At 69.9% G+C, this 17944-nt stretch carries 21 protein-coding genes; 12 read left to right on the forward strand and 9 right to left on the reverse strand.

Annotated features, from left to right (window positions below; all coding sequences use genetic code 11):
* Positions 1–18: 18 nt before the first annotated feature.
* From ACQEUU_RS03985 to ACQEUU_RS03995, 3 genes are read right to left on the reverse strand one after another with little or no spacing between them, the layout of a single operon-like run.
* Entirely contained in the window at positions 19–258 is a 240-nt protein-coding gene (locus tag ACQEUU_RS03985; RefSeq protein WP_433060404.1) for a hypothetical protein, read from the reverse strand.
* Positions 255–668 (reverse strand): hypothetical protein, encoded by a 414-nt coding sequence (locus tag ACQEUU_RS03990; RefSeq protein ID WP_433060406.1) that lies wholly within the window; start codon positions 666–668, stop codon positions 255–257. The genes ACQEUU_RS03985 and ACQEUU_RS03990 overlap by 4 nt, the downstream gene beginning before the upstream one ends.
* Complete coding sequence (locus ACQEUU_RS03995) at positions 665–2449, reverse strand: MDR family MFS transporter (protein WP_433060409.1); 1785 nt, start codon at positions 2447–2449, stop codon at positions 665–667. Before ACQEUU_RS03995 ends, ACQEUU_RS03990 begins: the two co-directional genes overlap by 4 nt.
* A gap of 79 nt (positions 2450–2528) precedes the next feature.
* On the opposite strand from ACQEUU_RS03995, the gene ACQEUU_RS04000 reads away from it, so the two are divergent.
* The 6 genes from ACQEUU_RS04000 to ACQEUU_RS04025 all read left to right on the forward strand — a co-directional run bounded on the left by ACQEUU_RS04000 (position 2529) and on the right by ACQEUU_RS04025 (position 7934).
* Positions 2529–3098, forward strand: a complete 570-nt coding sequence (locus tag ACQEUU_RS04000) for a TetR/AcrR family transcriptional regulator (protein ID WP_433060412.1) — start codon at positions 2529–2531, stop codon at positions 3096–3098.
* A gap of 121 nt (positions 3099–3219) precedes the next feature.
* The gene (locus ACQEUU_RS04005) at positions 3220–4302 is read left to right on the forward strand and encodes a S1 family peptidase (protein ID WP_433060414.1); all 1083 of its coding nucleotides are present in this window, start codon (positions 3220–3222) and stop codon (positions 4300–4302) included.
* Between the two features lie 136 nt (positions 4303–4438).
* Positions 4439–5116, forward strand: a complete 678-nt coding sequence (locus ACQEUU_RS04010; protein ID WP_433060417.1) for a response regulator transcription factor — start codon at positions 4439–4441, stop codon at positions 5114–5116.
* Positions 5113–6477 carry a sensor histidine kinase gene (locus tag ACQEUU_RS04015; protein WP_433060420.1) on the forward strand — a complete coding sequence of 455 codons (1365 nt, stop codon included), beginning with the start codon at positions 5113–5115 and terminating at the stop codon, positions 6475–6477. Before ACQEUU_RS04010 ends, ACQEUU_RS04015 begins: the two co-directional genes overlap by 4 nt.
* Positions 6478–6548: 71 nt before the next feature.
* Positions 6549–7565 carry a serine hydrolase domain-containing protein gene (locus tag ACQEUU_RS04020; protein WP_433060423.1) on the forward strand — a complete coding sequence of 339 codons (1017 nt, stop codon included), beginning with the start codon at positions 6549–6551 and terminating at the stop codon, positions 7563–7565.
* A 120-nt stretch (positions 7566–7685) separates the two neighbouring features.
* On the forward strand, positions 7686–7934 hold the full coding sequence (locus tag ACQEUU_RS04025; RefSeq protein ID WP_270152607.1) for an SCO4226 family nickel-binding protein: 249 nt from the start codon (positions 7686–7688) through the stop codon (positions 7932–7934).
* A gap of 12 nt (positions 7935–7946) precedes the next feature.
* Here ACQEUU_RS04025 and ACQEUU_RS04030 read toward each other — a convergent pair whose 3' ends face one another.
* On the reverse strand, positions 7947–8360 hold the full coding sequence (locus ACQEUU_RS04030; RefSeq protein ID WP_433060425.1) for a TIGR03668 family PPOX class F420-dependent oxidoreductase: 414 nt from the start codon (positions 8358–8360) through the stop codon (positions 7947–7949).
* Positions 8361–8684: 324 nt separating this feature from the next.
* Between ACQEUU_RS04030 and ACQEUU_RS04035 the strand changes: the two genes are divergently transcribed.
* Both ACQEUU_RS04035 and ACQEUU_RS04040 read left to right on the forward strand, forming a co-directional pair.
* On the forward strand, positions 8685–9047 hold the full coding sequence (locus ACQEUU_RS04035; protein WP_433060427.1) for a hypothetical protein: 363 nt from the start codon (positions 8685–8687) through the stop codon (positions 9045–9047).
* Between the two features lie 92 nt (positions 9048–9139).
* Entirely contained in the window at positions 9140–10381 is a 1242-nt protein-coding gene (locus ACQEUU_RS04040; RefSeq protein WP_433060429.1) for a class I SAM-dependent methyltransferase, read from the forward strand.
* 2 nt (positions 10382–10383) lie between these two features.
* On the opposite strand, the gene ACQEUU_RS04045 is transcribed toward ACQEUU_RS04040, so the two are convergent.
* From ACQEUU_RS04045 to ACQEUU_RS04055, 3 genes are all read right to left on the reverse strand, one after another.
* On the reverse strand, positions 10384–10947 hold the full coding sequence (locus ACQEUU_RS04045) for an NUDIX domain-containing protein (RefSeq protein ID WP_433060432.1): 564 nt from the start codon (positions 10945–10947) through the stop codon (positions 10384–10386).
* 62 nt (positions 10948–11009) lie between these two features.
* Complete coding sequence (locus ACQEUU_RS04050; RefSeq protein ID WP_433060435.1) at positions 11010–11291, reverse strand: hypothetical protein; 282 nt, start codon at positions 11289–11291, stop codon at positions 11010–11012.
* Between the two features lie 45 nt (positions 11292–11336).
* Positions 11337–12116, reverse strand: coding sequence for a hypothetical protein (locus tag ACQEUU_RS04055; RefSeq protein WP_433060438.1), 780 nt, complete (start codon positions 12114–12116; stop codon positions 11337–11339).
* Between the two features lie 209 nt (positions 12117–12325).
* On the opposite strand from ACQEUU_RS04055, the gene ACQEUU_RS04060 reads away from it, so the two are divergent.
* Both ACQEUU_RS04060 and ACQEUU_RS04065 read left to right on the forward strand, forming a co-directional pair.
* A complete protein-coding gene (locus tag ACQEUU_RS04060; protein WP_433060441.1) occupies positions 12326–12952 on the forward strand; it encodes an NTF2-like N-terminal transpeptidase domain-containing protein in 627 nt (208 codons plus the stop codon).
* A 358-nt stretch (positions 12953–13310) separates the two neighbouring features.
* Positions 13311–13874, forward strand: a complete 564-nt coding sequence (locus ACQEUU_RS04065) for a dihydrofolate reductase family protein (protein ID WP_433060443.1) — start codon at positions 13311–13313, stop codon at positions 13872–13874.
* Positions 13875–14725: 851 nt separating this feature from the next.
* On the opposite strand, the gene ACQEUU_RS04070 is transcribed toward ACQEUU_RS04065, so the two are convergent.
* The gene (locus ACQEUU_RS04070) at positions 14726–15517 is read right to left on the reverse strand and encodes a helix-turn-helix domain-containing protein (protein WP_433060446.1); all 792 of its coding nucleotides are present in this window, start codon (positions 15515–15517) and stop codon (positions 14726–14728) included.
* Positions 15518–15603: 86 nt separating this feature from the next.
* On the opposite strand from ACQEUU_RS04070, the gene ACQEUU_RS04075 reads away from it, so the two are divergent.
* Positions 15604–16038: a hypothetical protein gene (locus tag ACQEUU_RS04075; protein ID WP_433060449.1), complete on the forward strand. Its 435-nt coding sequence runs from the start codon at positions 15604–15606 to the stop codon at positions 16036–16038.
* An 886-nt stretch (positions 16039–16924) separates the two neighbouring features.
* Here ACQEUU_RS04075 and ACQEUU_RS04080 read toward each other — a convergent pair.
* Positions 16925–17404 (reverse strand): hypothetical protein, encoded by a 480-nt coding sequence (locus ACQEUU_RS04080; protein WP_433060451.1) that lies wholly within the window; start codon positions 17402–17404, stop codon positions 16925–16927.
* Between the two features lie 263 nt (positions 17405–17667).
* Here ACQEUU_RS04080 and ACQEUU_RS04085 point away from each other — a divergent pair, with 263 nt between their 5' ends.
* Complete coding sequence (locus ACQEUU_RS04085) at positions 17668–17913, forward strand: hypothetical protein (RefSeq protein ID WP_433060453.1); 246 nt, start codon at positions 17668–17670, stop codon at positions 17911–17913.
* Positions 17914–17944: the final 31 nt, after the last annotated feature.

Raw genomic sequence — 17944 nt, forward strand, 5'->3', positions numbered from 1 at the left:
CAGCTCAGCAGGTACGACTCAGCTCTCGGCCGCGGGCCCACCCCGGGCGGTCAGCTCGCGCAGGGCGGAGGCCGCGTACCCGGCGAGTCCCAGGAACGACCCGCCGGCCAGGGCCCCGCCGACCCACAGGTCGTTCACGGTCGCGGCGGTGAGCTCGGCGCCCCTGGGCTGGTAGCCGACCACGAACGGGGCGGCGACGAGCCAGAGCCCGGTGACGAACAGCAGCGCGAGCGCGGTGACGCCCAGCCTGGCGCTCATCGCCCGTCCTCCGCTCCGACGCCGAGCGGCGTCGAGCCGTTGGGCCGCGGCTCGCGCCCGCTCGCGTCCAGGTCCTCGCGCAGCGCCTCCACCAGCGGCGCCAGCAGGGCGGCCAGCTCGCCGGACGAGGGCTGCGGCGCGGCGGGGGCGGGCTCCGGCTCCCGCCCGCGCTCGCGTACCTTCACCAGGCCCCGGGCGGCGAGGTCGGCGCGGATGGCGGCGGCGAAGGCGACGGCGCCGGTCAGGCCGGTCACGGTCACGGCGAGGCCGGTGAAGAACTCCGTCACGGTGGCGGAGTTCCAGGACGCGCCTTCGGGCTGGGTGCCCAGCGCGAACGGCGCGATCATCAGCCAGAGCCCGGCCAGGGCCGCCAGGGCGGCCAGCACGGCGCCGGCGAACTTGCGAGTCACTGCGGGATCCCTTCTGTCACGAGCGGCGGCGGGCTGTCACGAGCGGCGGCGGCGCGGCGCGCGACGAGCGCGCGCGAGGTGGGCCGCAGCACGTCCCGCGCCACGGCCCTGGCGCGTTCCCTCTCGGTACGGTCGTCCGGCGGCGCCATCCTGGCCACGGCGGTGAGCAGCGCCGACGGCCGGTCGCCGGCGTGCTCGACGCGCTGGGCGACGAGTTCGAGCAGCAGCCCGGCCAGCACCAGGTCGTCCTCGCTGAGCGGCGGGCCGGCGGGCGGGTGAGCGGCGCCGCCGCGCAGCGGCAGCTCCTTCAGGAAGATCACGGCCACGAAGCCGAGCAGGGCGATCGGGACGCCCACGAGGAAGACGGTCTCCAGGCCGCGGGTGAACGCCTCCAGCACGACGTGCTTGACCGGCTCGGGCAGCGCCTGGATCGCGTCGGGGCTGCCGAGCGCCGGCCGGTCGCCCGACGCGGCCATCCCGGCGTTGAGCCGGTTGGTCAGGATCGCGCCGAACCCGGCGACGCCGACGGCGCCGCCGAGCGAGCGGAAGAAGGACACGCCGGAGGTGGTGGAGGCCATGTCGCGGATCTCGGCGCCGTTCTGCGCGGCCAGGATCAGCATCTGCATGCTCAGGCCGAGCCCGGTGCCGAGCACCGCCAGGTCGAAGCCGATGAGCACCGGGCCGGAGTCGACGTGCAGGCGCGACAGCAGGAACAGCCCGACGGCGACCAGCAGCAGCCCGATCACCGGGAAGATCTTCCACCGGCCGGTCCTGGTGACGATCTTGCCGGAGACGACGCTCGACAGGAACAGCGTGACGACCATGGGCAGCGTCATCAGGCCGGAGTCCGTCGGGCTCATGCCCTGGACGACCTGCAGGTACTGCGGCATGTAGATCATCGCGCCGAACAACGCCACGCCGACGAAGAGCGAGGCGACGCTGGTCAGCACGAAGGTGCGGTTGCGGAACAGCCGGGGAGGCAGGATCGGGTCGCTCGCGGCGCGCTCGGCCGGCACGGCCAGGACCAGGGAGAGGAGGCTGATCGCGGCCAGGACGTAGGTCCACGGCGAGTGCCAGGCGAACTCGGTGCCGCCGAGGGTCAGCAGCAGCATGAGCGCGGTGGCGCCGGCGGTGATGGCGGTGGCGCCCCAGACGTCGACGCGGGTGTCGCGCTTGACGTGCGGCACCTTGAGCACCTTCTGGATCACGAAGGCGGCGATCACGGCGAGCGGCACGCCCACGTAGAAGCACCAGCGCCAGCCCAGCCATTCGGCGTCCACGAGGAACCCGCCGAGCAGCGGCCCGGCGACGGTGGAGACGCCGAAGACGGCGCCCATGTAGCCGGAGTAGCGGCCGCGCTCCCGCGGGGAGACGATGTCGCCCAGGATGACCTGGGCCAGGGCCGACAGGCCGCCCGCGCCGACGCCCTGCAGGGCGCGGCCGGCGATGAGCTGACCCATGTTCTGCGAGAGCCCGGCGGCGAGCGAGGCCGCGACGAACACCCCCAGCGCGACCAGGAAGAGGCGCTTGCGGCCGAACAGGTCGGACAGTTTGCCCCACAGCGGTGTGGACACCGTCATCGTCAGGATGGTCGCGGAGGCCACCCACGAGTACTGGTCCTGCCCGCCCAGCTCTCCGACGATCGTCGGCAGCGCGGTGCCCACCACCGACGTCGAGAGCATCGAGGTGAGCAGGGCGAGCATGAGCCCGGCCATGACTTCGAGGATCTCGCGGTGGGTGTACTGCTTCGGGGGGCTGGTGGCCGCCGGCTGGCCTGACAAGTCACCACATCCCCTCGCGTATCCTGACTAAGTATACGCTCGTTTACTAGCCGTAGGGCAAGCCGATATATTCCCGACCATGAGAGCTGAGGCCCGCCCCAGGGACCGTGCGGCCACCCGGCGGCGGCTGCTGGACGCCGCCAGAGCGCTGTTCGCCGAGCACGGCTACGAGCGCGTGACCGTCCGCATGATCGCCTCGGCGGCCGACGCCAACGTCGCTCTGGTGGGCCGCTACTTCGGGTCGAAGGCCGGCCTGTTCGGCGAGGTCCTGCGCGACGAGCCGACGCTCCAGGTGATCCTGGAGGGCGACCGGGAGGGCCTGCCGCGCCGGCTCGCCGAGTTCGCCGCCCGCCGCATGCACGCCGACCCCAAGAGCCGCATCCTGCGCGCCCTCGCGCACTCGGCCGACGACCCGGAGATCCAGGAGCTGGTACGGGAGCGCCTGCGGACGGCGTTCATCGCGCCGCTCGCCGAGTTCCTGGGCGACGATCCGGACGCGATGGCCAAGGCCCGCGCCGCGGCGGCGCTCCTCACCGGCATCAGCAACGTCCGCCGCGCGCTCGGCCCGGAGCCGCCCACCCCGGGGGACGTGGACCGCCTGACGGCAATGTTCACAGTTTGCCTCGATATTTCAGGACACGAACCATAAGACCGAAATAGGGCGCTTTTGGGTACGTGTCGCTTCCCGGCGCAGCCGTTAACTTGACAGCACCCCCCCTCAAGGAGTGCACATGTTGGGTAAGCGCTGTGCGCTGGCAGGAGCCACTATCGTGGCCTGCCTGGCATTCCCCTCCACCCCCGCCCTGGCCGAACCGGCTCCCGCGGGCGACCCGACCACCCCGCCGGCCGTCATCGACGCACTCGAACGCGACCTGGGCCTCACCGAGCAGCAGGTCGTCACCCGGCTGGCCAACGAGCAACGCGCCGCCGCCGCCGAAGCCGCGCTCAACGCCTCGTTAGGCGGCGACTCCTTCGCCGGCGCCTGGCTCAGCGCCGACGCCTCCAAGCTCATGGTCGCCACCACCGACGCCGCCGAGGCCAAGGCCATCGAGGCCAAGGGCGCCCAGCCGGTCGTCGTCTCCCGCACGCTGGGACAGCTGAACGCGGTCAAGGACCAGCTCGACCAGGCCGCCGCGAAGGGCAGGACCGCCGCCTCCCTCTGGTACGTGGACGTGACCACCAACAGCGTCGTCGTCCTGGCCGCCAGCCAGGAGGCCGGCGAGGCCCTCGCCGCCGCGGCGGGCGACAAGGACGCGGTCAAGGTCGCGGTCTCCACCGAGAGCCCGCAGCCGTTCATCGACATCATCGGCGGCTCCGCGTACTACATCGGCTCCAGCCGGTGCAGCGTCGGCTTCTCCGTCACCCGGGGCAGCACCCCCGGCTTCGTCACCGCCGGCCACTGCGGCCGCGCCGGCGCGCGCACCACGAACCCGACCGGCACCTTCCAGGGCTCGTCGTTCCCCGGCAACGACTACGCCTGGGTCGCCGCCACCGGCAACAACCCCACCCCGTACGTGCGCGGCTCCGGCGGCACGCTCGTGACCGTCCGCGGCTCCACGCAGGCGTCGGTCGGCGCGTCCATCTGCCGCTCCGGCTCCACCACCGGCTGGCGCTGCGGCACCATCCAGCAGCACAACGCCACCGTCCGCTACGCGCAGGGCGCCGTCTACGGCCTGACCCGCACCAGCGCGTGCGCCCAGCCGGGCGACTCCGGCGGCTCGTTCATCTCCGGCAACCAGGCCCAGGGCGTCACCTCCGGCGGCTCCGGCAACTGCAGCACCGGCGGCACGACGTACCACCAGCCCGTCAACGAGATCCTGTCGGCGTACGGCCTCACCTTGAGAACCGGCTGACCCTCGCCTGACCCCAGCGTGCCCGGCCCTCATATGGCCGGGCACGCTGCTTTGCCGGCCGCCCTGTCCGTCCTCCGGGCATGACCCCCCCCGATGATCGCAGTAGGATCTCCGCGGCCGTTCCCTGGAGGTTGCGTTGGCCGGTCACCAGATCCTCGCCGTCGACGACGACCCGGCGATCCTGCGGGCGTTGCGGCGCGGGCTGCGGCTGGAGGGGTTCGGCGTCGACACCGCCGACTCGGGGGCGGGCGCACTCGAACTCGTCGCCGTCCGCAGGCCGGACGCGGTCGTGCTCGACGTCTCCATGCCCGGCATGTCGGGCATCGAGGTGTGCGCCCGGCTGCGGGACGGCGGGACCGATGTGCCGGTGCTCATGCTGTCGGCCATGGACGAGGTGGCCGACCGGGTCGCGGGGCTCGCCGCGGGCGCCGACGACTACGTGGTCAAGCCGTTCGACCTCGCCGAGCTGGTGCTGCGGCTGCGCGCCCTGCTGCGTCGCGCCGGCCGCGCCCCCGGGGCGGCGGTACGGGTCGGGCCGCTGGTCGTCGAGCCCGCCGCGCGCCGGGTGACGATGCACGGCCGCGAGGTCGAGATGACCCGGCGCGAGTTCGACCTGCTGGAGGCGCTGGCGTTCAACGCCGGCCTGGTGCTCTCCCGCGAGGTGCTGCTGGAGCGGGTCTGGGGCTACGACTTCGACGTCACCGAGAACGCCGTCGACACCTTCGTCGGCTACCTCCGCCGCAAGCTGGGCGAGCCCCGGATGGTGCACACGGTCCGCGGCGTCGGCTTCGTCCTGCGGGAACCCGCGCCGTGAGGCTGTCCACCCGCTTCGCGCTCTGCCTGGCCGCGCTCGTCCCGCTCATGGTGTCGCTGGCCGGGCTGCTCGTGCTGGCCCTGGTCTCCGCCGACCTGCGCGCCGACCGCGACGAGCAGCTGCTGGCGCGGCTGCACGCGCTCCGGCCGATGGCAGCCTCGTACGCCTGGCGGGCCCGCGTCGCGCCGGCCGTGCCGCCGGACTTCCTGGAACGGCGGCTGGCCGTCGCGGCGGGCACCGGCGCGTACGTGCACGTCGGCGGCGCGCCGCCGCTGGCGATCGGTGACGTGCCCGAGCGCCCGCCCGCCGGCGACGGCCCGGCCGACCACGCCGAAGTGACCCGCGAGTGGCGGTACGTGGCCACCGACCTGGGGCGGCGGGGCAGCCGGTTATGGCTGTTCGAGCCGCGCGAACGGCTCGACACCCAGCTCGCGCTGCTCCGCAGGCGGGTGGGGACCGTCACCCTGATCGGCGCGGCGGCGGGCGCGGCGGCCGGGCTGGCGCTCGGGCGGTACGCGGTACGGCCGCTGGTCCGGCTCAGCCGGCAGGCCGCGGCCCTCGACACCCCGCCGGAGCCGTCCGCCAGGATCCGGCTGGACACCGGGTCCCGGGTCGGTGAGATCGACCACCTGGCCGGGGTGCTCAACGACCTGCTGGACCGGCGCGACGCCGCGGTGGCCCGCACCGGCGAGGCGCTCGACACCGCCCGCGCCTTCGCCGCCTCCGCCGCGCACGAGCTGCGCACCCCGCTCACCAGCATGGGCGCCAACCTCGCCCTGCTCGACCACCCCGGCCTCACCCCCGCCGACCGCGACGAGCTCGTCGCCGACCTGACCGCCGAGCACGCCCGGGTGCAGCGGCTCATCACCGTGCTCCGCCAGCTCGCCGCCGGAGAGCTGCTCGACCCCGCGACCTCCGCCCCGGCCGACCTCAGCGGCATCGTGCGCGAAGCCGCCGCCGCGGCCCGCCGCCGCCACCCGGGCACGACGATCGAGGAGTCCGTGGCGGACGGCGTGACCGTGCGCGGCTGGGCCGAAGGGCTCCGGCTGATCGCCGACAACCTGCTCGACAACGCCGTCAGGCACGGCGCGCCCCCGATCACCGTGCGGCTCGCCCGCGCCGGGGCCGCCGCCGTCCTCACCGTCGCCGACGGCGGCCCCGGCGTCCCGGCCGAGGACCGTGAGGCGGTGTTCGACCGGTTCCGCCGCCGTCCGGACAGCCCGGGCTCCGGGCTCGGCCTGACGCTCGTCCGCCAGCAGGCCGAGCTGCACGGCGGCGCCGCCCACGTGACCGGCTCCCGCTTCGAGATCCGGCTGCCCACGGCCGGCGGGACCGGCCGGGCCCGCTCGTGGCTGGAGTGACTGCCAGAGATTTGCCAAGAACACCCGCCACCATCGCGTCCTGTCCCTATCCACCCACTTCAGGAGGCGACGTGCGCGGCATCCTCATCGCGCTCACCCTGGCCGCTCCCGCGGCCCCGTCCGCCGACGTCATCCGGCCGTCCGCGGACCCGGTCAAGCTGGTCGACGCCCAGCGGCCGCTCTCGGTCACGTACACCTACCAGGGCGAGCGGCGCACCCTCGACGACTTCCTCACCCGTACGAAGACCAACGGCTTCCTCGTCCTGCGCGGCCAGAAGATCGTCCACGAGCGCTACACCGACGCGAACCGGGACACCCGGTTCCAGTCGTGGTCGATGGCCAAGTCCTTCACCTCGGCGGCGCTCGGCGTCGCGCTGCGGGAAGGGCACATCCGGTCACTCGACGAGCCCGTCACCAAGTACCTGCCCGAACTGCGCAGGTCGGGCTACAACGGCGTGTCCATCCGCAACCTGCTGCAGATGTCGTCCGGCACCGACTGGGACGAGCGCGAGGACGTCCCCCGGATGCAGATCGCCGCGAACAAGGGCCAGTCGCTCACCAGGATGGCCGCCCTCCAGCAGCCGGACTGGACCCCCGGGACCCAGTTCGAGTACAACAGCATGAACTCGTACGTCCTGGCCCGGGTGATCACCGAGGCGACGGGCACCCCGTACCACCGCTACGTCGAGAAGAAGATCTGGCAGCCCGCGGGCATGGCGGGCACGGCCCAGATCGCCGCCGACGGCAAGGGGGAGAGCCTCGGCTACTGCTGCTTCCAGGCCACCGACCACGACTACGCCCGCTTCGGCCTGCTCTACCTGCGTCAGGGCAAGGCCCACGGCAAGCAGGTGGTCCCGGCCTCCTGGGTGAAGTCGTCCACCACCCCGTCCAAGGTCAACCCGCGGTACGGGGCGCACTGGTGGCTGGGCGAGGGCCGGGACTTCATGGCCGCCGGCTTCGGCGGGCAGTACATCTACGTCTCGCCCGAGCACGACGTGGTGATCGTCAAGTCGACCACCTCGACCGGCGCGCACGACCAGGAGGAGGTGCTGGCCGCCTTCAGCGCGGTCGCCGCCGAGGTCTCCTGACGCCCGGCGGCTCGCCCACCCTGGGGGCGGGCCGTCCGGCTATTTTGGGCCCGCTTGGGTGCGCCGGCGTCGGAGGCGACCTTACGCTGAACGAAACGGCCCTGCCCGGGGGAGGCAGTGATGGCGAAGTTCATGGACGTCCATCGCGACATGATGGGCATCACCGACGAGCAGCTCGAAGACGCGCACATCGCCGACATCGCGATCCAGGACGAGGAGGGAGTGACCTTCGAGCACGCGTGGGCGGACCCGGACGACGGGATCGTCTACTGCCTGTCGGAGGCGCCGTCGGCGGACGCCGTCCGGCGCATCCACGAACGCGCCGGCCACCCGCCCGACGAGGTCCACCCCGTGCCGCTGGCCATCTGAGCCCGCCTGCCGTCAGCCCGCGTACCGCCACCCCGACCAGCGGGTGACCCGGACGATGATCACCGGCCCGGCCGGGCGGCGCTCGCGGTACTGCTCGTACTTGCGCGCGAGCGCGTCCAGCGCGGCGGCCCGGTCCGGGCCGTCCGCCACCACCACCGCGCTCCCGTCGGCCCGCACCCACCACAGCCGGGTCCAGTCGTTCTCGTAATGGTCCGCGAGCAGCGCGACCTCCGGGTTGTCGCCGATGTCGCGCAGCCGCCGCAGATCACCGGTCCGTTTCGGCTTGTGGTCCACGGCGGTCACTATCCGGTCGCCCTCGACCGCGAACGTGACGGGCACGAGCCGCGGCCGCCCTCCGGCCCCCACCGTCGCGAGCCGGGCGACCCGCGCGCCCGCGAACATCCGCCGCGCCGTCTCGGAATCCACCTTCTCAGCATTCCCCGAGCGGTCGGGGACCATCACCGTCACGTAAGCGTGCCGGATCGTCACGCCGGGTACGAACGCGCCATCTCTTAGGCGAGGAGGCGACACCATGATCCCCGGCTGCGGAAGCTGCGACTGCAACGACGTGATGTACGAAGGCACCCCGCCTCACTGGACGACGTTGCGCACCGAGTGACGGTCGGCGGAGGCCCCGCCGGACCACGAGCGGCGGGGCCCTTGCTGCTCATCCGATACGGTTTGCCCCATGATCGAGAAGTTCATCCGCATTCGCACGGCCTGAGACGGGTTGCCCGCGCTGATCACGCCGTGATCCCGGCACCGCCCCCCGAGTTCGCGGACAACCTGATGGGCCCCCTGGTGGCCTTCAACGTCGGTGACCCCGCCGCCGTCGGCGCAGGCCGGGCCAACTACCGCACCGCCACCCCGGAGCTGCTCGCCGAGCTCAAGGCCGCGACCACGGCCGACGTCACCGACGAGCAGTTCGTGGCCTTGCTCAACATCCGTCAGCCGGACGAGTCGCTCGGACAGGCTGATCACCCGGTGACCCGCCCCTCCACCGCACCGCGCCACGGCCGGTCGGTGGGGCGGCGGGTCGCTCAACTGATGTTCGTCCCGGGATCGCCCCGTTACTATCTCGGCATCGAGGCGAATTCTGATCTTCATGGCTGACAGGCCGGCGCACGGAAAGGCGGCCCCCCACCACGCGCACAGCAGGACGCCCGCCGTCCCCGGCCCTCTCCATCCGACGAGCGGAAGACATCATGAACATCACTGAGTGCACCGAGTGCCGCATCTGCGCGAACCGCACCCTGCTGCCCGTGCTCGACCTCGGCACGCAGGCGCTGACCGGGATCTTCCCCAGGTCACGCGAGGAGATCGTGCCATCGGCCCCGCTGGAACTGGTCAAGTGCTCCCCGGACGGCTGCGGGCTGGTCCAGATCCGGCACACGGTCGACCCGTCGCTCATGTACGGCGACCGGTACGGGTACCGCTCCGGCATCCGGCCCTTCATGATCAACTATTTACAGGGCAAGGCCGCCAGGCTCACCGGCATGGTCGACCTCGGCCCCGGCGACCTCGTCGTCGACATCGGCAGCAACGACTCGACCCTGCTGCAGGGCTTCCCCGCTGACGGCCCCACCCTCGTCGGCATCGACCCCACAGGCGAGAAGTGGCGCCGCTACTACCCGGACCACATCGACCTGATCCCCGACTTCTTCTCCAGGGAAGGACTCGCGGAACGGTACGGCGAGCGCAAGGCGAAGATCATCACGTCGATCGCGATGTTCTACGACCTGTCCGACCCGATGGGGTTCATGGCCGACATGCGCGACCTCCTCAGCGACGACGGCGTCTGGATGGTCGAGATGAGCGACCTCGGCTCCATGGTCAAGTCACTCGCCTACGACGCCATCTGCCAGGAACACCTGGAGTACTACTCGCTGGCCCAGATCGAGTGGATGGCCGAGCGCGTCGGCCTCACCGTGACGAGCGCCGAGATCACCGAAGTCAACGGCGGCAGCCTCTGCCTCACCCTCGTCAAGGACCCCTCCAGGCACCGGGTCGACGACGCCGCCATCGCCCAGGTCCGCCGCCGGGAAGCCGACCTCAAACTGGACACCTGGGCCACGTACGAGACCTTCGCCCGCCGCGTCCAGCACCACCGGGACGAACTACGCGCCTTCCTCGACGACTCCCGGGCCGCCGGCAGGCTCACGCTCGGGTACGGCGCGTCCACCAAGGGCAACGTGGTCCTGCAGTACTGCGGCATCGACGCCCGCGACCTGCCCTGCATCGGCGAGGTCAGCCCGGAGAAACACGGCTGCTTCACCCCCGGCACCGGCATCCCGATCGTGTCCGAGGAAGACGCCAAGGCGCGCCGCCCCGACCAGCTGCTGGTGCTGCCCTGGGTGCACCGGAAGGGGTTCGTCGAACGTGAGCAGCAGTTCCTCGCGGAAGGCGGCAAGCTGGTCTTCCCGCTCCCCGTCATCTCGTCGGTCTGACCTCAACCCCGCTCGTGCATGAGCAGCAGGAAATAGGCGGCCACGGTCGAGTCGTCCCGGATGCTCCCGTCCCGGATCATCTCCTCGAACTCCGACCGCGAGACCCACCGCTGGCGCATGTCCTGCTCCTCATGCTCCCGCCTTGGCACACCACGGCTCAGGCCGGTGGCCAGGAACGCGGTGAACGCCTGCCCGCTCGCGCCGTGCCAGCCGAACAGGCTGCCGAGCGGGGTCCACGAGGCCGCGGTCACGCCGGTCTCCTCGGCCAGTTCGGCGCGGGCGAGCTCCTCAGGCGTGCCGGCGCGGCCCTGCGGGAAGCTGCCCTGCGGGAACTCCCAGTAGCGCCCCTGTATCGGATACCGGTACTGCTCTACGAGGTGGAACCCGCCGTCCTCGGCGGCGATCACCACGGCGTAGTCGGGCCGGTCCACCACGGAGTAGATGCCGCGGCTGCCGTCAGGCCGCTCCACCACGTCCTCACGCAGCGACAACCACGGATTGCGGTACACCTCCTGGGAGGAGACCGTCCGGATCACGCCGGGCACCCGCTCCATGGGCTGGACCATCAGGACATCACCGTTCCTCGCTCGCCGGCCGTCTGTCTCTCCCCGCCTTGCGGCGCCCCCGGTCACGGTCGCGGACGGCCCCGGCTCCACGTGCCGAACGGCGGGGCGGGCCGGTCCATGAACTCCTTGAGCTGCTCGACCCTGCCGACGCAGCCGGGGCACACGTGCACCTCCACCGCCCTGGCGGTGGCCTCCGGCGTCGGCTCACGGAAGGTCCCGGAGATCGTCATGCCCAGCGGCAGATTGGTCTCCGGGTCCATCATGACCGTCATGACCTGCGCGGGAGTGAAGCCGAAGGTCTGCTTGCACAGGTGACACCGGCCGATCGTGGGGATCTCCTCCATGAACCGCCTCCTTCACCGCACCGTACAGCCCCGGCCCTTCCGGCGTCAGTCCTCGAGCTTGCTGGTGACCTGGCTCCTGGGCGGCGGCTTGATCGAGACCTTGGTGCCCCAGCCGGTGTAGCGGGTCTCCGTCACGATCGTCTTCTCCTCCCACGAGGGGAGGTTCGCGAGGTCCTTGGCCAGCCACGAGGTCTTCAGCTTGCTGGGCAGACCCTTGCGGTCGACCGTGAGGGTGTAGGTGATGACGGCGTCGGTCGAACGAATCAGCCCCAGCGTCTGGCGGAACCACGGAGAGATCTCGTACACCCGCTCCAAGGCGATCGTGCCCTGGTAGGTGGAGCCGCTGCGCTTACCGCGCTTCACCAGCTCCGCCAGCGTGGCGGGCTCCAGCGGGCTCACCAACTGGCCGAACCAGCTGCTGACGGTACCCGTGTTGAACAGGCTGATGGTCTTGTACCAGGTCTTGCCCTTGGGGAGGCTCTCGGCCAGGACCCCGCCCGAGCGCCACGCGTCCTTGCCTATGATGATCGTCCGCTCGGGCTTGGTGGTGTGCCCGTCGAACAGCGGCGAGGCGAACGTGCCTCGGATGTCGGAGGCGACGATGCCCTTCTTGCCGAACTTGACGACCCCGGTACGGCGCACCAGCGGGTCCTTGTTGATATCGCCGACGAACGCGCTCGCGTCGGTGAACCGGACCCCTTTCCCGGCCTTCAGCTGGGCCTTGAGCGCGGATACGGGGTTCTTGGCGGCGTTTTCGGCGGCCTGTGCGGGTAACGGCGCGAGCAGCAGCCCCGCGCCGGCCACAAGAGTGATCACGAGTTTCATGAGGGGCAATCCTGCCGGAAGATGATCACAGCCGCATGTCGTTCGATCCCCGCTCCGGACCAGCCGGGCTGCGATGGTGGCGTCCGCGGACGTCCGCCGAGGTTCGTTTGCGCAGGGCGCTGTTTGTGGCGGACGTTCCCGCTCGATGGCACAGGGGCGGTCGGGCTCGGGTGCTGAGTGTTGTGGCCCAGCTAATAGGATCGCCCGATATGCCCGCATTTTCTCGCCGGCGGCGACGGACAGCGATCACCATCGCCGTAGTTCTGACCGCCGTCCTCGGTTTGGGCATTGCCGTCTACCTGACGGTACGTACCAAAGGCTCGCCCCAGCAGACGGCGACCGCGTTCCTGACGGCCTGGCAGCGCGGCGACCTGCCCGCCATGAAAGCCCAGGTGCTGGAGCCGCCCCGAGACTTCGACGGCATCTACAACGCCTTCACCAAGGGCTCCCAGGCCAAGCGGATAACCATCCAGGACATCCGCGTCCGCCCCAAGGCCCACTTGAATTTCGGGGAGACCGCCACCTACTACGCCTCGTTCGCCGTCACCCTCGATGGACCGGTCCGCTACACCTATAACGGACAACTGGAGATCATCGACTTCGACCGCGCCTGGAAGGTGCACTGGTCCCCGACGGCGATCCACCCCGAACTGCAGGAGGTCGGCTACAGCGAGGTGCGGCAGATCCGCGTCGTACCCCAACGCGACGGCTCCTCCCGGCTCGTCCTTTTGGAAACACGTGCCAAGGGAGAGCAGGCAGGACGACTTTTCGCCGACGAAGGCCTCAAACTCGCGGCCATCCTGGCCGACTCAGCCCAACCTGGGGTCACTGGGTAGTCGTCACCACGAAGACCGGTTCACCGCGCGTCACCACACGCCGCCCTACCTCGCAGAGCAGGTGAACAGGCTCTCGGCGACCTGTGCGGGTAACGGCGCGAGCGGCAGGCCCGCGCCGGCCACAAGAGTGCTCACGAGCATGAGGGGCAATCCTGCCGAAGATGATCACAGCCGCATGTCGTTGGATCCCCGCCCCTTGAAGGGCCTCGACCCCATGACCTGATCACGCACCCAGCCAGTGGACCCGGCGCCGACGATTTCCGGGCGGCAGTGTCGTCTAAAGCATCAGGTACAGCCCACAGACGCTGCGGCCCGGGACACCCGTTCCCCGACGACTCGAGACCACGGAGTCCTGATCATGCGGAAGCTGATAGCGACGGTATTCAACTACTCCCTCGACGGCCTGCTCGCCGACGAGGGCACCGAGTTTTCGACGTTCTGCTTCGCCCTGCCCGAGAACCGCGACCCCGATGACCCGGCGCACCTCGACTTTCTCCGGGGTGCGTACGCGCACCTCATGGGCCGTACCGCCTACGAGAGCATCGCCGGGGCCATGACAACGTCCACCGACCACCCGTTCGCCGACATCCTGAACGCCGGACGTAAGATCGTCTTCTCCCGGACCCTGAAGACGGCCGACTGGAGCAACACCACCATCGCCTCCGGTGACACGACAGAAGAGATCGACAAGCTCAGATTTGGCGGCGACGGCCACATCGTGGTCTGGGGCGGCGTCGGCCTCTGGCGATCGCTCATGCGGCTCGACCTGATCGACGAGCTCCAGGTGAGCATGTTTCCCTACGTCGCGGGCGAGGGCACCCGGCTGTTCGACGGCGTCCCCAAGTCCTACCAGCTCGAACTGGTCTCCAGCACCGCCTCCAGCAACGGGATCGTCTATCTGCAGTACCGGCGACACCGCTGACCCGGCGATCGGCCATGCGGCAGTCACACGAGCGCCGCTGATGTTCGGCAGAAGTCCTGTGACCCCAACGCCACCCCACCAGCGACACCGGCGGCATCGCCGCGCACAACACGGTTGCGGCGATCCGCACACCTGTGGAGTGACGTGTATCCACACCGCTGATGCGCGATGCGGAGGAGCGGCTGGCGTCCGCTCTGGGGAACCCCGTAGCCGTTGCAACGGTGACTACCTGAAGATCAAAAAGGCCCTCTCCCCATACTCGGAAGAGGGCCTTTCGTCTGCGGAGGATCGGGGATTTGAACCCCGGATGGGCGGTAAACCCAAACCGCATTAGCAGCTCGGAGGACGACCGTCCCAGGGCGTTCAACCTGGACCGACACCACTGGGACGCTCATCCTGGGACGGGGTGGTACGGCGCGGAACTGCAACCCAAACTGCAACCCGTAAGCGATCTTAGGTCGGCGCGGAAGCTGGCAGCAGCCCAACTGGTCACGGTTTTACAGCGCGTGACCGTTCCGCAACCACATGAGCTTCTACCTGGGGCGGAACCGTATAGGCATGTCGCGCTTCCCCGTGTTGTCCAGGAGCTGAGTGAGCGTCTCTCGGTCCACGAGGGCAGTGTACGGACAGCGCAGGCTGACATCGAGGCGCTCTCCGCACGCTCGGCTCTTCTTGGGTCCGGGCTCTGCTGGAAGGATCCTCCAACCCAGATAACGATGACACTTGCTCCCGTGAGCTGATCCGCCTGCTGCTGTCTCGCTCGCTTCGTCACTCAAACGTCGATGGCACCCGCTCAACCTTCGCTGTCACAGGACAATAGGACCCGGGCTGCTCGATAGGACCCGCGCCGCTCACCAGGCCGCGCCACGTTCCCGCAGGATGCGTGCCGAGGTCTCGTCGGCGGGCAGGAACGCCTCCAGTCGCAGCTCGGCCAGCGTCACGTCCACAGCCGTCGCGAACGACGTCAGTGTGGTGATGAGCCGCAGCTCCCCCTCCGGCACGCGCAACCGCAGCGGCACGGCGAAGCCGAGGTGCATGGCGGGCGCCTCGAACCCCGGGAGATAACCGTCCAGTTCGGCGACGAACGCCTCCAGCTCCGGATCAGGGCCGCGGCCGAGTTGATCACGCAGGCTGCCGGTGATGTGCCGGCCCCACTCGGCCAGGTTCGCCACCCGGCCTGCCATCCCGTCGGGGTGCAACGCCAGACGCAGTACGTTGACCGGAGGCTTCAGCAGCTCTGGCGCCGCGCCCTCGCACAGCACCCCGAAGGCCGCGTTGGCGGCGACCAGGAGGCCGTGCGGCCGGACGACGACCGCGGGACAGGGCAGGTGGCCGTCGAGGATGCGGTCCAGCGCCTCGCGCACCGGGCCGAGGTGGGGTGCGTCCAGCGACGACTCGGCGTAAACAGGCGCGTACCCGGCGGCCAGCAGGAACGCGTTCCGCTCCCGCAGCGACAGCCCGAGCGACTCGGCCAGCCGCACCACCATGGCCCGCCCCGGCCGCGAACGCCCCTGCTCAAGAAAGCTCAGGTGGCGCTGCGTCGTGTCCGCCCTGATGGCCAGGTCGAGCTGGCTGACACGGCGATGCGTACGCCAGCGGCGCAGCTCGCGCGCGAAGTGATTGGGCTCAGCCGACACCGTCATGAACCCATTCATACTGGACGGCGTGCGCCGCGCCATTCCCTGCGGGGAATCGCGACCCCGCACCCGTCCGGCGCACACTTCCGGTCATGAGCAACACCAATGAGATCAAGGAATGGGCCGCCCGCTACGTCGCCCAGTGGAACGAACCCGACCCGGACCGGCGCGCCGCCCTCATCCGGGAGTTGTGGGCGCCCGACGGCGTCCAGGTGCTGGTCGATCCACCGCAGGCGGTGCGCGAGGAGGCAGCGAGACTGGCGTTCCCGGTGCCGCCGCTGGAGGCACATGGCCACGACGGTCTGGACGCCAGGGTACGGCGGGCCTACGAGATGTTCGTCGCGCCGGGGGAGCACGTCTTCGAGGCGGACGGGGAGCCGTTCGCGCTGCTGCCCGGCCTGATCGCCGTGCGCTGGTCGATGGTGTCGGTCAGCACCGGCGAGGCCGTCGGCGGAGGCCTCGACCTCCTGGCCCTGGACGACGAGGGCCGCATCCGTACCGACCACCAGTTCATCGGCAGGAGCTGACAGCGCCGCCGCCGCACCCCTGCCGGGCGGACGAGAAGGTACGGCGGCGTCGCGCGCCTGCGCCGCCCAGAGGGCAAGCCCGGCCTCGCCTCGGCGCCGCACCCCGCGACCACCTCTGGGCCCGCTGTGCACCCGCTCCCATCCGGCGGCGAAAAGCGTTAGAAACTTAATTAAGTTCCTCGCTCTCGGCATTCGTCAGGGCGAGGCCCTCGGGCTCCGCTGGTCGTACATCAACCTGGAAACCGGAGAGGTGCGAGCGTGGTTCCAGATTCAGCAGTCAGAATGGCAGCACGGCTGCGGCGATCCGCACGCCTGCGGAGAGAAGTGGCATCGCAAGGCGTGCAGGAAGAACTGCAAGGAACACCGGCACGAGAGCGACTGCCGGCCGACCTGTAAGAAGCGCGCTCACCGCTGCTGCAAGCGCCCGTGCCCGAAGGACTGCACGAGCCACGCCGACAAGTGCCCGCAGCGCAGCGGCGGCGGCCTCGTCTTTCGGCAGCGCAAGGGCAAGAGCAGGCTCACGCTTCAGTGCCCTCCGGCTCTTCTGGCCCTCCTGCGCGCGCACTCGCCCTGAGGGCAACTGCAACCCGAACTGCAACCCTGCTGTCCACAGAGATCAAAAAGGCCCTCTCCCCGGTGCTCGGGAAGAGGGCCTTTCATCTGCGAGGATCGGGGATTTGAACCCCGGATGGGCGGTAAACCCAAACCGCATTAGCAGCTCGGAGCCTGTGTGTCCCTATCGGTTCCACCTGGACCACCTGGCCGCGTTGGTCTCCATGGGACGGCTATGTACGAGACGGGATTGCAACTAGAACTGCAACTAGACCGGCCCCCACTGCCGCCTGATGGCCAAGCGCGTAGTGACGGCCATCAATGCAGCCATCGCTCATCGCCGACCCACCGAGTCGACACGCGCGTGCTCGCTGCTCGACTCATGGAGACGGCTTCTCAGACATTCTCGGTGCGTGACGATGGCATGGCTGCCAGGGCCGTCGGCGCTCCTGACATCCATGACCACGCCGTCGCCTTCCGGGCTGAGGACGGTGGGCGTACCGCAGAAGTCGCATTGCCACTGAAAGCTGTGAAGGTCCTGAGATCGAATCGTCAGACGCACCCACGCCGGTGGACTCCATCGACGGATCTCTTGCACCACGGCGTCCATCTCCATCCCGACAGCCGGATACTCGCCAAGCCCCGCTCGGCCGGCGCCGGAGGGACTGTCGATCGCCGCACCGTCGATCGACGCACCGATGCCCTCGTGACCGAGGATCTCCACCATCACGCCCCACGGGTGTTGCTGGGTCACTCGGACCCGGACCAGTTGACCAGGGACCAGGTCGGCTCCTGCGGCGTCGAATCGCTGCACGAGATCATTGTGTCGCAGGGGTGAGCCGACGGTTTTACAGCGCGTGACCGTTGCGGCTGAGATGCGGCCTTCCACCTGCGGCATGACCGTGTCTCATCAAGATGCGAACCATGATCATTGCACGTACATTGCACAGGAAGTGCACCGTACCGACCTTGTCGTGATCGCTTGCCTCTGCTTATGTGTTCGGAGTGAATCGTGGTTCCGATATAGGCGGGCGTCTCGAACCTGTTCCGGCGAAGGTTAACCCGGCGGGTGGGAGGATGAACTACATCCCACTGCTCCTTGCCTTAGGCGCGGTCCCCCTTCTGCTTGCCAACTGGTTCATCGCTGCCGCGATCCTTGGACACGACTGCACCCTTTTATACGAGGGCGGCAACATTACGGAATGTGCTGGCGGGCTGTCAGAGGAAGAGATGACCGCCACATCGGGACTGATCGCGCTGGTGCTACTTGTTGTCCAGATAGGGCTGATCGTCCTAGTGCGCCGGCGCACCCGCGGATCGTAGCGAGGCCGCATGAACGGCGACGCACTGGACG

It is taken from the genome of Nonomuraea sp. CA-218870 (assembly GCF_050936535.1).
Taxonomy (GTDB): Bacteria; Actinomycetota; Actinomycetes; order Streptosporangiales; family Streptosporangiaceae; genus Nonomuraea; species Nonomuraea corallina.

Excerpts from the sequence above, each read along its gene's own strand:
- ACQEUU_RS04060 (WP_433060441.1), top strand. The coding sequence starts at position 12,326 with ATGCCCGCATTTTCTCGCCGGCGGCGACGGACAGCGATCACCATCGCC.
- ACQEUU_RS04065 (WP_433060443.1), top strand. The coding sequence starts at position 13,311 with ATGCGGAAGCTGATAGCGACGGTATTCAACTACTCCCTCGACGGCCTG.
- ACQEUU_RS04075 (WP_433060449.1), top strand. The coding sequence starts at position 15,604 with ATGAGCAACACCAATGAGATCAAGGAATGGGCCGCCCGCTACGTCGCC.
- ACQEUU_RS04055 (WP_433060438.1), bottom strand. The coding sequence starts at position 12,116 with ATGAAACTCGTGATCACTCTTGTGGCCGGCGCGGGGCTGCTGCTCGCG.
- ACQEUU_RS04040 (WP_433060429.1), top strand. The coding sequence starts at position 9,140 with ATGAACATCACTGAGTGCACCGAGTGCCGCATCTGCGCGAACCGCACC.
- ACQEUU_RS04085 (WP_433060453.1), top strand. The coding sequence starts at position 17,668 with ATGAACTACATCCCACTGCTCCTTGCCTTAGGCGCGGTCCCCCTTCTG.
- ACQEUU_RS04050 (WP_433060435.1), bottom strand. The coding sequence starts at position 11,291 with ATGGAGGAGATCCCCACGATCGGCCGGTGTCACCTGTGCAAGCAGACC.
- ACQEUU_RS04025 (WP_270152607.1), top strand. The coding sequence starts at position 7,686 with ATGGCGAAGTTCATGGACGTCCATCGCGACATGATGGGCATCACCGAC.
- ACQEUU_RS04045 (WP_433060432.1), bottom strand. The coding sequence starts at position 10,947 with ATGGTCCAGCCCATGGAGCGGGTGCCCGGCGTGATCCGGACGGTCTCC.
- ACQEUU_RS03985 (WP_433060404.1), bottom strand. The coding sequence starts at position 258 with ATGAGCGCCAGGCTGGGCGTCACCGCGCTCGCGCTGCTGTTCGTCACC.
- ACQEUU_RS04000 (WP_433060412.1), top strand. The coding sequence starts at position 2,529 with ATGAGAGCTGAGGCCCGCCCCAGGGACCGTGCGGCCACCCGGCGGCGG.
- ACQEUU_RS04070 (WP_433060446.1), bottom strand. The coding sequence starts at position 15,517 with ATGACGGTGTCGGCTGAGCCCAATCACTTCGCGCGCGAGCTGCGCCGC.